The sequence below is a fragment of the Rhodococcus triatomae genome (genome assembly GCF_014217785.1).
GTDB classification, from domain to species: Bacteria; Actinomycetota; Actinomycetes; order Mycobacteriales; family Mycobacteriaceae; genus Rhodococcus_F; species Rhodococcus_F triatomae.
In genome coordinates this window covers 4,392,905-4,408,688 of sequence record NZ_CP048814.1, presented here as the reverse complement: position 1 = coordinate 4,408,688, position 15,784 = coordinate 4,392,905, and the positions used below count along the sequence as shown (strand labels likewise).

Annotated in this window: 13 protein-coding genes; all 13 read right to left on the bottom strand. The window is 69.8% G+C overall.

Features of this window, described 5'->3' with window-relative positions; genetic code table 11:
- Nucleotides 1-6 precede the first annotated feature (6 nt).
- The 13 genes from G4H71_RS20955 to G4H71_RS20895 all read right to left on the bottom strand — a co-directional run bounded on the left by G4H71_RS20955 (nt 7) and on the right by G4H71_RS20895 (nt 15,773).
- Nucleotides 7-1,077 carry an esterase/lipase family protein gene (locus G4H71_RS20955; protein WP_083343113.1) on the bottom strand — a complete coding sequence of 357 codons (1,071 nt, stop codon included), beginning with the start codon at nt 1,075-1,077 and terminating at the stop codon, nt 7-9.
- 165 nt (nt 1,078-1,242) lie between these two features.
- Complete coding sequence (locus G4H71_RS20950) at nt 1,243-1,995, bottom strand: PadR family transcriptional regulator (RefSeq protein WP_083343125.1); 753 nt, start codon at nt 1,993-1,995, stop codon at nt 1,243-1,245.
- Nucleotides 1,996-2,248: 253 nt separating this feature from the next.
- Entirely contained in the window at nt 2,249-4,267 is a 2,019-nt protein-coding gene (locus G4H71_RS20945; protein ID WP_072738177.1) for a primosomal protein N', read from the bottom strand.
- A 49-nt stretch (nt 4,268-4,316) separates the two neighbouring features.
- Nucleotides 4,317-5,531 carry a methionine adenosyltransferase gene (metK, locus tag G4H71_RS20940; RefSeq protein WP_072738176.1) on the bottom strand — a complete coding sequence of 405 codons (1,215 nt, stop codon included), beginning with the start codon at nt 5,529-5,531 and terminating at the stop codon, nt 4,317-4,319.
- Between the two features lie 163 nt (nt 5,532-5,694).
- Entirely contained in the window at nt 5,695-6,984 is a 1,290-nt protein-coding gene (coaBC, locus tag G4H71_RS20935; RefSeq protein WP_072738175.1) for a bifunctional phosphopantothenoylcysteine decarboxylase/phosphopantothenate--cysteine ligase CoaBC, read from the bottom strand.
- A gap of 14 nt (nt 6,985-6,998) precedes the next feature.
- Nucleotides 6,999-7,274, bottom strand: coding sequence for a DNA-directed RNA polymerase subunit omega (gene rpoZ, locus G4H71_RS20930; RefSeq protein WP_371842450.1), 276 nt, complete (start codon nt 7,272-7,274; stop codon nt 6,999-7,001).
- 20 nt (nt 7,275-7,294) lie between these two features.
- Nucleotides 7,295-7,966 (bottom strand): guanylate kinase, encoded by a 672-nt coding sequence (gmk, locus tag G4H71_RS20925; RefSeq protein ID WP_302846824.1) that lies wholly within the window; start codon nt 7,964-7,966, stop codon nt 7,295-7,297.
- An 8-nt stretch (nt 7,967-7,974) separates the two neighbouring features.
- Nucleotides 7,975-8,295, bottom strand: coding sequence for an integration host factor, actinobacterial type (mihF, locus tag G4H71_RS20920; RefSeq protein ID WP_007535578.1), 321 nt, complete (start codon nt 8,293-8,295; stop codon nt 7,975-7,977).
- 126 nt (nt 8,296-8,421) lie between these two features.
- On the bottom strand, nt 8,422-9,258 hold the full coding sequence (pyrF, locus tag G4H71_RS20915) for an orotidine-5'-phosphate decarboxylase (protein WP_072738172.1): 837 nt from the start codon (nt 9,256-9,258) through the stop codon (nt 8,422-8,424).
- Nucleotides 9,255-12,593: a carbamoyl-phosphate synthase large subunit gene (gene carB / locus G4H71_RS20910; RefSeq protein ID WP_072738171.1), complete on the bottom strand. Its 3,339-nt coding sequence runs from the start codon at nt 12,591-12,593 to the stop codon at nt 9,255-9,257. Before carB ends, pyrF begins: the two co-directional genes overlap by 4 nt.
- Nucleotides 12,593-13,819, bottom strand: coding sequence for a glutamine-hydrolyzing carbamoyl-phosphate synthase small subunit (carA, locus tag G4H71_RS20905; protein WP_072738170.1), 1,227 nt, complete (start codon nt 13,817-13,819; stop codon nt 12,593-12,595). Before carA ends, carB begins: the two co-directional genes overlap by 1 nt.
- Nucleotides 13,816-14,418, bottom strand: coding sequence for a PH-like domain-containing protein (locus G4H71_RS20900; protein ID WP_072738169.1), 603 nt, complete (start codon nt 14,416-14,418; stop codon nt 13,816-13,818). The genes carA and G4H71_RS20900 overlap by 4 nt, the downstream gene beginning before the upstream one ends.
- On the bottom strand, nt 14,418-15,773 hold the full coding sequence (locus tag G4H71_RS20895; protein ID WP_246442882.1) for a dihydroorotase: 1,356 nt from the start codon (nt 15,771-15,773) through the stop codon (nt 14,418-14,420). Before G4H71_RS20895 ends, G4H71_RS20900 begins: the two co-directional genes overlap by 1 nt.
- Between the last annotated feature and the right edge of the window lie 11 nt (nt 15,774-15,784).

The window sequence follows — 15,784 nt, the reverse complement described above, 5'->3', positions numbered from 1 at the left end:
CGAGGACTACGAGTTGCTCTCCAGGACGACCTCCGGTATTCCCGCGCCGATGGGCACGAACTCGCAACGCACCCTGGGGATCGCCGTGGGATCGAGTGCCCGGCGCACCAGATCGAGGACGTACGGGTCGTACACCGACTGGAAGTGTCCGGATCCGTTTCCCGGGCATTCGTCCTGGAGGACGAGGTTGACTGCCCCCGGCCCTCGCAGCGCGATGTTCGTGTGGGGCTGGATCATCTCGTCGACACGGGACGCGATCGTCGTGTAGCGAACGCCGGGAACCGTGTCGCCACCGGCGTTCAGTGCCGTGAGGAACTCGGAACCCTGCATCTGCTGAGCCACCGCGATCGAGGTCACCTTCTCGACGAACCGGGCGCCGCCCGGGACCGCGGACAGCACCGGCACCAGCCCGTACATGACTCCCCCGTAGCTCGGCGACGCGATGCCCACCCACTGGTGCACGTGCTCCGCGCCACCGAGCCGGTTGACGTGATACCGGGCCACGGTCGCCCCCTGGGAGTAGCCGACGACGTCGACCGAGTCGGCGCCGGTCGCGGCCCGCACCCGATCCACGAAATCGCCGAACTGTCCTGCGCTGGTGGCGATGTCCTCGGTACCGAACGAATCCGCACCCGCCGCACCGCCGTAGTCCAGCGCGAAGACGCAGTACCCGTCGTCGGCCAGAAGCGGTGCCAGAGCGGCGAAATCCCGGTACGACGTGGCGTCGGTTCCGTGTGCGAGCACCACCGGCCGGGGATGCTGCCCGGTAGGCGTGCAGGTGAAGTCGTTACTCCCGGCGGGCGCCGCACCCGGATGCAGTTCGTCGTATCCGGTGGCTACACCACGATTCGACTGTGCCGGCCCCGGCAGGATGGGCACCCGCCAGACACTCGAACCGCTCGCGATGTCCGTGGTCGCGGACTCGCTCGACACGACATCGCTCGGCGCGACATCGATGGGCACGGCATCCGGGAGGCCGGCTCCGGGGACCGCCCGCGCCGGCTCCGAGCCGGAGTGGACGGTCGACCCGGCAACAACAGCAACGAAAATCGTGACAGCCCACAGATTTCGCACCATGACGACACTCCCCCGCTCGGGGCCCGCGGCGGATCGTCCGGGCCGTGTACCCCGAGTCTGACCCTCCCCCGGCGCCGCCGTCGCCGAGGACGGTCACCGTCGGGATACAGCTGCGCCAAGATTGGAACGCGGGGAGATCACCTGGCGGTCACGGGATCCCGCCTCTCAGCTCGGCTCGCCCGTGTCCGGACCGGCCTCGTCTGCACCGTCCTTCGCGGCCGCACTGCCCTCTTCTTCCGCACTGCGGGTGTCGTCCTCGGCGAGCAGCCGGTACAGCGCGCGACGGGCCTCGGCGAGAACGTCCGCGGCCCGGGCCTGCTGTTCGTTCGTTCCGACGGCGGCGACCTGTCCCGCGGCACCCATGAGTGAGCCGATGAGTCCGCGCAGGTCGACGGACCCGCCGCCCACCGAGTTTCGGACGTCGTCCCAGGGCGTGCCCAGGTCGGTCTTGTTCGTCTCGACGTACAGGGTGCCCTCGTCGGTGAGGCGCGCGGTCTTTCGGCCGGCAACCTTCTCGATGACGACGAGGCCCTCGTCCTCGAGTTGCGCGAGCGCGGGGTAGATCGAGCCGGGGCTCGGCTTCCACACGCCGTCACTGCGGTCGACGATCTGCTGAATCAGCTCGTAGCCGTGCATCGGCTCCTCGGCGAGAAGCAGCAGGATTGCCGCGCGGACGTCGCCGCGCCGGCCCCGCCCGCCGCGGCCCCTGCCGCGACCGAAGTGAGCGCCTGGCCCGAAACCGGGTCCGAAGCCGCCCGGTCCGAAGTCCGGACCGTCGTGCCGGCGTCCGCGCCGACCCGGGCCACCGGGGTGGAATCCGCGCGGGTCCCGCTCGGGGTGCCGGCGGCGGTGACCACCGCGGGGGGCGCCTGCGCGCCCGGGGTGATCGAAAAAGTGGTGTTCGTGGAAGTTTTCCATCATCAGCCTCCTTCTGGTCTATCGCTGATGCATCAACGATATATCGGGATAACTCATCCGTCAACGTCCCTGCCGCGCCCGTCTGTTCCCCCTCCCCCTCCCCCCACCGTCCGCCCACCGTTCCACCCCTCCATGGGTGAAGGTGGCCTTCGGCTGATCAGACCGGTCGAAGGCCACCTTCACCCACGAGGAGAGAGGGAGGCGTATCGGCGGTGGCGGGGCGGCGGGGGTGGCGGGGGCGGTGGCGGTGGCGTCAGCCGATGTGCGGCGGATCGATCTGGACGCGGGCGGGGTGGACAGCCTTCCGCGCCCCGCGCACCGCCTGGGCGTCACGGAGCGCTTTCGCCAGCGCGCGTCCCTCACCACGGGGAACCCGGATCAACATGCGTTCGATGTCCGCGGTGTCGACGCCCTCGCCCGCGAACGGGGCACGGGCGCCGGGGGGCAGTTCCACCGGTCCCAGCCGAACCGCGGACGACGGCAGGTCGGCGGTCTCGAGGAGTTCGCCGATCGCCACGGCGGTTCCGTCGACGGCGGCCATGTGCACTGCCGGCGGGAACCCGACCTCGGCGCGTTCCTCGAGTTCGGTCCTGGCGTGCCCCACCGGGTCCCACCGCACGAGGGCCTGCACGGTCGGGATACCGGCGTCTGCCACCACCACGACTTCGCCGCCGGCGGCGAGCGGGACCACCAGCGCGGACGCACTCATCCATCGCCGCAGGGTTTCCTCGGCGGCACGCAGATCCGGGCGTCCCAGCAGCGCCCACCCGTCCAGCAGCAACGCGGCGCCGTACCCGCCCGGGGCGAACGGCTCCGCCCCCACTGTCGCCACGACCAGGGCGGGGCCGGCTGCCACCTCCGCCAGGACGTCGTCGCCGCCCGAGGTCCGCACGGTCACCCCGGGGAAGGCGCGTCCGAGTTCCTCGGCGGTGCGGCCCGCCCCCACCACGACGGCACGGAGCGCACGAGACCCGCAGGCGCCGCAGCGAAACGCGGCATCGACGATCCCGCACCATCGGCACGCGGGGCTGCCTGCCCCGTCCGGTCCCGGCGACGACGGCAGCGCCAGAGGTCCGTGACAGTGCCGGCAGCGCGCGGGCGTCCGGCACTTGGCGCAGGCCAGCGCGGGAACGTAGCCGCGCCGGGGCACCTGCACCAGCACGGGGCGCTCGTCGGCCAGCGCCTTGCGGGCCGCGGCGAAGGCGATCGCGGGAAGTCGTGCCGCCCGCGCGCCCGGATCGCGGGCCAGGGCGTGGTCGCTGTCGGCCAGCGCCGTGATCTTCGGCGACGCTGCTCTCAGCTCGTCGCGCGGGGCGCAGAGGTCGTGTGCCCAGCCGGAGTCGACCAGCACCTGGGTCTCCGCCGTCCGTGCATGGCCGCCGATCACGACGGCGCACCCGGCGCCGTACCCACGCAACACGGCGACCTCGCGGGAGTTCGGGTACGGAGCGCGCGGTTCGGCATGGCTCTCGTCGCCGTCGTCCCACACCACAACGAGTCCCACGTCCGGGGCCGGTGCGAACACCGCGCTGCGCGTACCGACGACCACCGACGCCGTTCCTCGCAGTGCCGCGAGCCATCGTCGGTACCTGGCCGCCGGCCCCAACCCCGCCGACAGTCCCACCACCGCGTCCTTCCCCACCACGGCCTGGCATGCCGCGAGCACCCGGTCGAGATCCTTCTGATCCGGGACGACGACAACGGCCGTGCGTCCGGACTCGCCGACGATCGCGGCGAGTTCGGCCAGTCGCCGAGGCCAGTCCTCCCCGGGCAGCGCCTGCCAGGCGGCGCGGGGTGCTCGGCCCTCCGCCAGCGCGGTGAGGAACGCGTCACCGTGCAGGTAGCGGGACCACGCGGCGTGATCGACCTGATCCGAGGTGACCGGTGTCCGCGCGGGCGGCTCCTCCGCTTCGACACGGGCATGCCGGGGCGGCACCGCGAGCCGCAACACGTCGGCCCGGGTACCCGCGCACCGTTCCGCGACCAACTCGGCGAGCCGCGCGATCTCCGGTGTGAGCACCTTCTCGTCCGAGACCACCCGATCGAGCCAGCCGAGCTTGCCCCCGTGATCGCTGGACGGTGCGCGGGCGACCACGAAGCCGTCCACCAGACGTCCCGCGAAGCGCACCCGCACGCGGACGCCAGGCTGCGCCTGGGCGTCGAGCTCGCGAGGTACCAGGTAGTCGAATTCGCGGTCCAGATGAGGCAAGGGCAGCAGCGGTAGGACCTTGGCCACCGGCCGGTCCTCCGCTGCTGCCCTCTCGGTGCTCACGGTGCGTGCGTCCGGCCGCGTGGTCCCGACGGACGCACGGGGGCGACGGTCAGAGCCCGGCGGCCGCGCGCAGCTTCTCGGCGCGGTCGGTGTTCTCCCACGGCAGCTCGATGTCGGTGCGGCCGAAGTGCCCGTATGCGGCGGTCTGCGCGTAGATCGGCCGCAGCAGGTCCAGGTCGCGGATGATGGCGCCGGGACGCAGATCGAACACCTCGGTGATCGCTCGTTGGATCCGGGCGGGATCGGTCTTCTCGGTGCCGAACGTCTCCACGAACAGCCCGACCGGAGCGGCCTTCCCGATCGCGTACGCGACCTGCACTTCCAGGCGGTCGGCGAGGCCGGCCGCGACGGCGTTCTTCGCGACCCAGCGCATGGCGTACGCGGCCGAGCGGTCCACCTTCGACGGATCCTTGCCGGAGAAGGCGCCACCGCCGTGCCGGGCCATACCGCCGTAGGTGTCGACGATGATCTTGCGGCCGGTGAGCCCGGCATCGCCCATCGGACCGCCCAGGACGAACTTTCCGGTCGGGTTGACCAGCAGCCGGACGTCGGAGGTGTCCAGGGTGGGCAGGTCGAGGTCTGCCAGCACCCCGCCCAGCACCTTCTCGCGCAGGTCCGGCGTCAGCAGGTTGTCCAGGTCGATGTCGGCAGCGTGCTGCGTCGAGATCACCACGGTGTCGAGCCGGACCGGGGTGTCCCCGTCGTACTCGATGGTGACCTGGGTCTTGCCGTCCGGACGCAGGTACGGCAGGACGCCGGACTTGCGGACCTCGGTGAGACGACGCGACAGGCGGTGGGCCAGCGCGATCGGGAGCGGCATCAGTTCCGGGGTGTCGGTGTTCGCGTAGCCGAACATCAATCCCTGGTCACCGGCACCCTGACGGTCGATGTCGTCGTCGGTCTGGCCACCGGTGCGCGCCTCGTGCGAGGTGTCGACGCCCTGGGCGATCTCCGGCGACTGCGCGCCGATCGCGACGTTGACGCCGCACGAGTTGCCGTCGAAGCCCTTCGCCGACGAGTCGTAACCGATCTTGAGGACCTTCTCGCGGACGATCTTGGGAATGTCGGCGTAGGCGGAGGTGGTCACCTCACCGGCGACGTGCACCTGACCGGTGGTCACCAGAGTCTCGACGGCCACGCGGGCCCGCGGATCGTCGGCGATCAGCGCATCGAGAATCGAGTCGCTGATGGCATCACAAATCTTGTCCGGATGCCCCTCGGTCACGGACTCACTGGTGAATAGCCGACTACCGGTCTGGCTCACAGAACTTCCTCTCGACGCATTGTCCCTGGACAGAACCTCAACAGCTTAACCACGCCGGACCACCGCCGACGCTACCGCGCCCGACCCTAACCGCCGCGGCGGGAGGACGACACCCTTACGCTCACCCGAGTCGGGACCGACCCGAATCGCCCGGAGAGTGCCCTCACTCGCCGCCCGCCGGGTCGAGCGCGGCGGACACCGCGTCCAGCACCCGGCTGGCCATCAGGGCCTTCGACCCGTGTTCGAGCGCCGATTCCGAGCCGTCCGCCGACAGCAACCAGCCGTCGTTGTGGTCGACCTCGAATGCCTTGCCCTCACCCACCGCGTTCACCACCAGCAGATCGCAGCCCTTGCGCCGGAGTTTCGCCCGCGCATAGGTCAGGACGTCCCCGTCCGCGTCGCCGGTCTCGGCGGCGAACCCGACGACCAGCGTCGACGCCGGAATCTCTCCGTCGCGACGGGCCTGCACGACCCCCGCCAGGATGTCGGGATTCTTGGTGAGCGCGATCGCGTCCGGTTCGCCTGCACCCTTCTTGATCTTGCTGGTCACCGACGTCGACGGGCGGAAGTCGGCCACCGCGGCGGCCATGACCACGACGTCGCACCGCCCGGCTTCCTTGTCGACCGCGACCTTCATGTCCTCGGCCGTCCGGACGTGCACCGTCTCCACGGCAGCCGGCTCGTCGAGCCCGGCCGTATATCCGGAGACGAGGATCACCTCGGCACCTCGCTGCGCGGCGAGTCGGGCGATCGCGTATCCCTGCTTCCCCGAACTGCGATTACCGAGGAAACGCACCGGATCGAGTGGTTCGCGCGTTCCCCCTGCGGACACGAGGACACGCCTGCCCTCGAGATCACGTGGGAGGGCATCGGGCCGCTCGAGGAGGAGCGTGGCCAGGCCGGCGATCTCCTCCGGCTCCGGGAGTCGGCCGGCGCCGGTGTCCTTACCGGTCAGCCGCCCGGACGCGGGCTCGACCACGGTCACTCCCCTGGCTCGCAGCGTCGCCACGTTGGCGACGGTGGCCGGGTGTTCCCACATCTCGGTGTGCATCGCCGGGGCGAACACCACCGGACAGCGTGCCGTGAGCAGTGTCGCGGTCAACAGATCGTCGGCCCGTCCCATGACGGCCCGCGCCAGGAGATCCGCCGTGGCCGGGGCCACGACGACGAGGTCGGCTTCCTGCCCGAGCCGCACGTGCGGAACCTGCGGCACGTCGGTGAACACCCCGGTCTGCACCGGGTTGCCCGACAGGGCCTCGAAGGTGGCCCTGCCGACGAACTCGAGTGCGGACTCGGTGGGCACCACTCGCACCTTGTGTCCGGCCTCGGTGAAGTCGCGGATCAGTGCACAGCTCTTGTACGCGGCGATACCGCCGCCGACTCCGACGACGATGCGTTTGCGCGTGTCGGGGACGTCCGCGCCGATCGCCGAACGGGATGCGCCGTCAGGCACGTCTGGCCCTCCGCTCACTCGCCTTCGGTGTGCTCGAGCAGGTCGGAGTGGATCTCACGCAGCGCGATCGACAGCGGCTTCTCCTGCAGACCGGGCTCCACCAGCGGTCCGACGTACTCGAGGATGCCGTCACCGAGCTGGTTGTAGTAGTCGTTGATCTGACGGGCACGCTTGGCCGCGTAGATGACCAGGGCGTACTTCGACGACGTGCGCTCGAGCAACTCGTCGATCGGAGGGTTGGTGATACCGAGCGGGGTGTCGTACGCAGGCAGTTCGCCCGGGGTCGGAATGGTGGACGCTGCGGATGTGCTCACTCGGTGTCTCCTGGAAGTAGATGGGTCTGCGCTGGATCGGTCCGGGCCGGTACGTCGTCGGCGGAAGAACGGTGCCCGACCAACAAGGATACCAACTCCTCGCAGGTACGTTCGACATCCTCGTTCACGAGGACCACGTCGAACTCGTTCTGGGCTGCCAGTTCCACCCGCGCGGTGGCCAATCGGCGCTCCACCACGTCGGGAGCCTCGGTGCCCCGGCCGGTCAGCCGCTCGACGAGGACGTCCCAACTCGGGGGCGCCATGAACACGAGCAACGCCTCGGGCTTGGCGGCACGAATCGCACGGGCGCCGGCCAGATCCACCTCGACCAGCACCGGCCTGCCCGCGGAGAGCGCTCGTTCCACCGGAGCCGCGGGTGTGCCGGACAGCTGGAGGCCGCCGTGGATCTCCGCCCACTCGAGCAGTTCGCCGGAGTCGATCATCCGGCGGAACTCCTCGCGGCCGACGAATCGGTAATCCCTGCCGTCGACCTCGCCGGGACGCGGATCGCGGGTGGTGGCCGACACCGAGAAGACCAGCTCCGGGAGCCGTTCGTGCAACATGCGCACGACACTCGACTTACCCACGGCCGAGGGGCCGGCCAGTACCACCAGCCGACCCCTCCGCAGCGGGTTCCTGCTCTCTGACACGTGTGCGTCAGTGGTCACCGCTCGACTCAGGCCTCGAAGTCGAAGCGAGCGAGCAGCGCCTTGCGCTGCCGGTCGCCGAGTCCACGCAGACGGCGCGTCGGGGCGATCTCCAGCTCGGTCATGATCTCCTGCGCCTTGACCTTGCCCACCTTGGGCAGGGCCTCGAGCAGGGCGGACACCTTCATCTTGCCGAGGATCTCGTCCTCTTCGGCGTCCTTGAGGACCTGCTTCAGGTCGGTGCCGCCGCGCTTGAGGCGCTCCTTGAGCTCAGCCCTGGCCTTACGGGCGGCAGCCGCCTTCTCCAAAGCAGCGGCGCGCTGCTCATCAGTCAACTGGGGAAGGGCCACGGTTCCTCCGTCTCATCGTTGGGCATCAGTACCAAACCGCTGTCAACCAGCGGCGATAGCGACCGTACTCAGCCTCGGCGCCGATTGCGAACCCACCCCCCGCCGGAGCCCGGCGAAACCGGTGGGCTATGCGAGGACCACTTCGATCTCCTCGCGCAGCCGCGCGACCTCGGCCCGCAACGCGGAAACAGACGGCCCGACCTGCAGAATGCCACGGGAAACATTGGGGAGCAGCAGTTTTCGGGAACCCTGGAAAATCTGCGGAAGATCGGCCGCCGTCGCCCCCTGCGCGCCCACGCCGGGCGCCAGGATCGGTCCGGAAAAATTCGACAGATCCAGCCCGTGATCGCGCGTGGCACCGACCACCAGGCCGACGGTGTCCGCATCCTGCGCATTCCGCGCCGTCGCCGCGTCCACGACGGCCTGGGCGACCGAGACTCCGCCACCCGTCCCGGCTCCCTGGAACAGCCCACCCTCGGGGTTGGAGGTGCGGGCGAGGACGAACACTCCCCTGCCGCCTGCCGCGGCGAGGTCGACGGCAGGGCCGAGGGCACCGAACCCGAGATACGGCGAGATCGTCACCGCGTCGGACGACAGCGGCGAATGGGGATCGAGCCACGCCTGCGCGTACGCGGCCATCGTCGAGCCGATGTCCCCGCGCTTCGCGTCGGCGAGAACCAACGCCCCGGCCTCTCTCAGGCCCGCGACGGCGCGTTCGAGGATCGAGTACCCGGCGGCGCCGTACGCCTCGAAGAACGCCACCTGGGGCTTCACCACGGCCGCCTCGTCGCCGAAGGCCTCGACACAGATGTCGGTGAACCGCGCGAGACCGTCCGCCGAGGCGGGCAGGCCCCAGGACTCGAGCAGCGCCGGATGTGGGTCGATACCCACACACAGGCGCCCTCGCGAGGACACCGCGGCCCGCAGGCGGGTACTCCACGCCCCGGCCGCAGGCCCCGTCACTCGCCGGACTCCGCCCGCAGCCGCTCGTGCAGTTCCTGGAGCGACTGCACCCCGATGTCTCCGCGGATACCCGCCTCGATGCCCTGCACGGCCGCGGAGGCACCCTGCACCGTCGTGATGCACGGAATGTTCACCGACACCGCGGCACTGCGGATCTCGTAGCCGTCCACACGCGGCCCGGCGTTGCCGTAGGGGGTGTTGATGATCATGTCCACCTCACCCGCGCGGATCTGGTCCACGATCGTGCGGGCACCGTCCGGCAGCACCTCACCGGACGCCTTGTGCACCTGCTCACACTGGATACCGTTGCGCCGCAGCACATCCGCGGTACCTTCCGTTGCCAGGATGCGGAATCCCAGATCCGCGAGCCGCTTGACCGGGAAGATGAGCGATCGCTTGTCCTTGTTCGCCACCGAGACGAACACGGTGCCGCCGGTCGGCAGCGAACCGTAGGCGCCGGTCTGACTCTTGGCGAAGGCCGTGCCGAAGTCCGCATCGATGCCCATGACCTCGCCGGTCGACTTCATCTCCGGGCTGAGCAGGGTGTCGATCCCGGTGCCGTCCGCGCGGCGGAACCGGTTGAACGGCAGCACCGCCTCCTTCACCGCCACCGGGGCCGACATCGGGGTGGTGCCCCCGTCCCCGACCGCCGGCAGGATCCCGTCGGCCCGCAACTCGGCGATGGTCGCCCCCAGCATGACCCGCGCGCAGGCCTTCGCCAGCTGGACCGCGGTGGCCTTCGACACGAACGGGACCGTCCGGCTGGCCCGGGGGTTGGCCTCGAGGACGTAGAGGATGTCGTCCTTCAGCGCGTACTGCACGTTGAGCAGGCCCTTCACGCCGATCCCCGCGGCCAGCGCCTCGGTGGAGCGGCGGACGTTCTCGAGGTCGGCCCGGCCGAGCGTGATCGGAGGCAGGGCGCACGCCGAGTCACCGGAGTGGATACCCGCCTCCTCGATGTGCTCCATCACGCCGCCGAGGTACACCTCGGTGCCGTCGCACAGCGCGTCCACGTCGATCTCGATCGCGTCCTCGAGGAACCTGTCGACCAGGACCGGGCGGTCGTCGGAGATCTCCGTCGCCCTCGAGATGTAGTCCTCGAGTGCGCGCTCGTCGTAGACGATCTCCATACCGCGGCCGCCGAGCACGTACGACGGGCGGACCAGCACCGGGTAACCGATCCCGGCCGCGATGTCGCGGGCACCCTCGAACGACGTCGCGGTGCCGAACTTCGGCGCGGGCAGGCCCGCAGCGACGAGCACCTTGCCGAACTCGCCCCGGTCCTCCGCGAGATCGATGGCGGCGGGGCTGGTCCCGACAATGGGGACCCCGGCGGCCTCGAGCCGATCCGCCAGGCCGAGTGGCGTCTGCCCGCCCAGCTGCACGATGACACCCTCGACCACCCCGGACTGCGATTCGGCGCGATACACCTCGAGCACGTCCTCGAACGTGAGTGGCTCGAAGTAGAGGCGATCCGCCGTGTCGTAGTCGGTGGAGACCGTCTCCGGGTTGCAGTTGACCATCACGGTCTCGTAGCCGGCCTGCGAGAGGGTCTGCGCCGCATGGACGCACGAGTAGTCGAACTCGATGCCCTGCCCGATCCGGTTCGGCCCGGAACCGAGGATGAGGACCTTCGGCCGCTCGGTCTGCGGGGCGACCTCGGATTCGGCCTCGGGATCGAGCTCGTAGGTCGAGTAGTGATATGGCGTCTTCGCCTCGAACTCGGCGGCACAGGTGTCGACGGTCTTGTACACCGGATGCACGCCGAGCTGCTCGCGCAGTTCCCGGACGACGGACTCGGTGCCCAGTTCCGGTCGCAGCGCCGCGATCTGGCGATCCGACAGTCCGTGGTACTTGGCGCGACGCAGCAATGCCTCGTCCAGTTCCGCGGCGTCGTGCACGACATTGCCGATCTCGTGGATCAACCGGATCTGGTCCAGGAACCAGGGGTCGATCGCGGTCGCCTCGTACAGCTGCTCGTCGGTGGCACCCCAGCTCATCGCCCGCTCGATGCCGTACAGGCGGCCGTCGTGCGGCACCGTCAACTCGGCGAGCAGTGCGTCGAGGTCACCGCTCAGCGTCTCCTGTCCCGTCCAGAACCCGGCCGGCTTGGTCTCGAGCGAACGCATCACCTTGCCGAGTGCCTCGGTGAAGTTGCGGCCGATCGCCATCGCCTCGCCCACCGACTTCATGGTCGTGGTCAGCGTGGCATCGGCACCCGGGAACTTCTCGAACGCGAACCGCGGCGCCTTGACCACGACGTAGTCGAGGGTCGGCTCGAAGCAGGCGGGAGTCTCCCTGGTGATGTCGTTGACGATCTCGTCGAGGGTGTAGCCGATCGCGAGCTTCGCCGCCATCTTCGCGATCGGGTAGCCGGTGGCCTTCGACGCGAGCGCGGACGATCGGGACACCCGAGGGTTCATCTCGATGACGACGAGGCGCCCGTCCCGCGGATCCTGCGCGAACTGGATGTTGCAGCCACCGGTGTCGACGCCGACCTCGCGCAGGATGTCGATGGAGAGGTCCCGCATCTTCTGGTACTCGCGGTCGGTGAGCGTCATCGCGGGAGCGACGGTCACCGAGTCACCGGTGTGCACGCCGACCGGGTCGACGTTCTCGATCGAGCAGATGATGACGACGTTGTCGCGGCCGTCACGCATGAGCTCGAGCTCGTACTCCTTCCAGCCGAGGATCGACTCCTCGATGAGGACGTTGGCCGTCGGCGACGCCGCGAGACCGCCACCGGCGATCCGGTCGAGGTCCGCCTCGTCGTACGCCATACCCGAACCGAGGCCACCCATCGTGAACGACGGCCGAACGACGACGGGGTAGCCGAGTTCGGCGACCGTCTCGTGCACCTGCTCCATCGTGTGACACACGCGGGACCGGGCGGACTCGCCGCCCACCTTGGCGACGATGTCCTTGAACATCTGCCGGTCCTCGCCGCGCTGGATGGCGTCGAAATCCGCGCCGATGAGCTCGACGTCGTACTTCTCGAGGATGCCCTGCTCGTGCAGGGCGACCGCGGTGTTGAGCGCCGTCTGCCCGCCGAGGGTGGCGAGCACCGCGTCGATCGGGAAACCCTTTTCCGCCTCACGGGCGATGACCTTCTCGACGAACTCCGCGGTGATCGGCTCGACGTAGGTGGCGTCCGCGAACTCCGGGTCGGTCATGATGGTGGCCGGGTTGGAGTTGACCAGCGACACCCGCAGGCCCTCCTCCCGCAGCACGCGACAGGCCTGGGTGCCCGAGTAGTCGAACTCGCAGGCCTGGCCGATGACGATCGGGCCGGACCCGATCACCAGGATGTGCGACAGATCTGAACGGCGTGGCATTACTTGCGAACTCCCGTCCCCCGGCGCGCCGAGAGCAAAGTGGTGAAACGGTCGAAGAGGTAGGCGGCGTCGTGCGGACCTGCCGCGGCCTCCGGGTGGTACTGCACCGAGAACGCCGAGTCGTCCAGTAGCCGGACGCCTTCGACGGTGCCGTCGTTGGCGCAGGTGTGGCTGACGATCGCGCGGCCGAAGGGGGTGTCGAACTCCTCGCCGGCCTCGCCTTCGAGGGCGAACCCGTGGTTCTGCGCGGTGATCGCGATCCGGCCCGTCTCGTGTTCGACGACCGGGATGTTGATGCCACGGTGGCCGAACTTCATCTTGTAGGTGCCTCGGCCGAGCGCCCGGCCGAGGATCTGGTTACCGAAGCAGATGCCGAACAGCGGCAGTCCCTGGCCCAGGACCTCCTTCGTCAGGTGCACGGCACCGTCGGCGGTGGCCGGATCGCCCGGACCGTTGGACAGGAACACCCCGTCCGCCTTCAGGTCGAGAATCTGATCGAGCGTCGCGTTCGAGGGCAGCACGTGCACCCGGATGCCGCGCTCGGCGAACATGCGCGGGGTGTTCGTCTTGATGCCCAGGTCGATCGCCGCGACCGTGAACTGCGGGCTGCCGCCGACCGGCTCCACGGTGTATCCGGTGGTGGTGCTCACCTGACCGGCGAGGTCCGCACCCAGCATCGACGGCTGCTCGCGGACGCGAGCGAGCAGGACATCCGTGTCGAGGATCCCGTTCCCGGCCCACGCCAGCGCGTCGCCGGAGAAGACACCGGCCCGCATCGAACCGCGGGTGCGTAGATGCCGGACGAGGGCGCGGGTGTCGATGTTCGCGATCCCGACGATGCCCTGCCCCGACAGGGCGTCCTGCAGCGATCCGGTAGCCCGCCAGTTCGACGTCACCCGTGAGGGATCGCGCACCACGTACCCGGCCACCCAGATGCGGGCACCCGCCGGATCCCCGGTGGGGCCGACCGACTCGTCGTCCTCCTGGTTCCAGCCGGTGTTGCCGATCTGCGGTGCCGTCGACACCACGATCTGCCGGTGATAGCTGGGGTCGGTGAGTGTCTCCTGGTACCCCGTCATCCCGGTGCTGAACACCGCCTCACCGAGTGTCTGCCCGACGGCCCCGAACGTGGTTCCGCGGAACACTCGTCCGTCCTCGAGAACCAGTACCGCGAGATCGCCCCCCGAGGCGCTGTCTGCGAAAGGGGTGTCGTGGGGGCCGCTCATGCGTCCTCTCCGTTCTGCGGGGCCTCACCAGAGCCCGACGCGTTCGTTGGATCTTCGTTGTCCGTCGAGGACGGTGCGCTGGTACCGCCGTCCGCCGGCGACGGGGCCGGAGCACCGTCGGGCACGGGAGCGACCCAGTGCGGGTACACCGACTTGTCGTCGCCCCGGAATCCGGTGTCGACCTCGGTGCCCGTCGGCAGCTCCCAGCGGATCACCAGGACACCGTCCTTGGTCATCACCTTTCCGGCCAGACCCCGTTCGGTGCGGATGGCGCGGATCGATTCCCGGGGAATCCAGATCGCCGAGGCACCCGCCCGAGCGAGCAGGATCCCCTTCTCGTAGCGGCTGAGCTCGGAATCCGCCCGGTGGCCGAGATCCCCGACCGCGATCCGGTCCTGCCAGCTCGGCGCCAGGGTGCTGCCGACGTAGAGCCCGGTGGTCGCCGGAAGCAACTGGGTTCCCGGATCCTCCGGCACCGTCGGCAGCTCGCCGACCCGGTCGGCCTGCCGCCTGGCGCGGCCACGCCACCCGACGTACATCAGGCCGATCATCGCCACCCAGAAGACGAACAGCCCGACCACCCACAGCACGCGATCCATCAGCGATCTCCCTTCGGGCGCACCTTGCCGTCGCGGGCGGTGATCCGCCCGCGCAGCACGGTCGCGGTGACCTTGGCGGGCAAGGTCATCGACTCGTACGGGGTGTTGTTCGCGACGCTGGCCAGCTCCGGTCCGTGCACCGTCCACTCGGTGTCCGGATCCACGAGGACGAGGTTCGCCGGCTCCCCCACCTCGATCGGCCGGCCCTGGTCGTCGAGGCCGACGATCTCCGCGGGACGCTCGCTCATCACCTTCGCCACACCACGCCAGTCGAGCAGCCCGGGGCGGAGCATCGTCGAGACGACGATCGACAGCGCCGTCTCGAGCCCGAGCATCCCCGGCCGGGCAGCCGCGAACTCGCAGCACTTGTCCTGTTCGGCGTGCGGGGCGTGATCGGTGGCGACACAGTCGATCACGCCCTCCGCCAGGCCCCGGCGCAGCGCCTCGACGTCCGAGGCCTCACGCAACGGTGGGTTCACCCGGTTCACCGCGTCGTACGTCTCGAGTCTCGAGTCGTCCAACAGCAGATGGTGCGGGGTGACCTCGGCGGTGATCGAAATTCCCTGGCTTCGAGCCCATTTCAGCAACTCGACCGTACCGGCTGTCGAGGCGTGGCAGATGTGGACGCGGGCGCCGGCATCCCGCGCGAGCAGCGCGTCACGCGCGACGATCGATTCCTCGGCAGCTCGCGGCCAGCCGGTCAGACCCAGCCGCGCCGCCGTCGGCCCCTCGTGCGCCACGGACCCGACCGTCAGGCGCGGCTCCTCGGCATGCTGGGCGACGAGCACGTCCAGCGCACTCGAGTACTCGAGTGCCCGGCGCATGATGAGCGGATCGTGGACACAGTGCCCGTCGTCGGAGAACATCCGCACCCGGCCGACACCCGAAGCCATCGTGGCCATCTCCGCGAGCTGCTCGCCCGCGAGACCCACCGTCACCGCACCCACCGGATGCACGTCGACCAGGCCGACTTCCTGTCCGCGGCGCCACACGTGATCGGTGACCACTGCACTGTCGGCGACCGGGCTGGTGTTCGCCATCGCGAACACCGCGGTGTAGCCGCCGAGTGCGGCGGCCGCGGAACCGGAGTCGATGGTCTCGGTGTCCTCGCGGCCGGGCTCGCGCAGGTGCGTGTGCAGGTCCACGAAGCCCGGTAGCAGGACCTGACCGGCGCCGTCGAGGATCTCGGCGTCCTCGCCCGCACCGGCTGCGGCGTCGGGACCGATCGCCGCGACGATGCCGCCTGTGACCAGCACGTCGGTCGGTTCGCCCTCGCCGTAGACGCGGACGTCCCTGATCAGTACCGCACTCCCGGCCGGCACCGCATCTCCGGTCGGCACCGCATCTCCAGTCAGCACTGCATCTC

What these genes read in the sequence shown, in the direction of transcription:
- G4H71_RS20955 (WP_083343113.1), bottom strand. Translation starts at nt 1,077, where the DNA reads ATGGTGCGAAATCTGTGGGCTGTCACGATTTTCGTTGCTGTTGTTGCC.
- G4H71_RS20950 (WP_083343125.1), bottom strand. Translation starts at nt 1,995, where the DNA reads ATGGAAAACTTCCACGAACACCACTTTTTCGATCACCCCGGGCGCGCA.
- carB (WP_072738171.1), bottom strand. Translation starts at nt 12,593, where the DNA reads ATGCCACGCCGTTCAGATCTGTCGCACATCCTGGTGATCGGGTCCGGC.
- carA (WP_072738170.1), bottom strand. Translation starts at nt 13,819, where the DNA reads ATGAGCGGCCCCCACGACACCCCTTTCGCAGACAGCGCCTCGGGGGGC.
- G4H71_RS20900 (WP_072738169.1), bottom strand. Translation starts at nt 14,418, where the DNA reads ATGGATCGCGTGCTGTGGGTGGTCGGGCTGTTCGTCTTCTGGGTGGCG.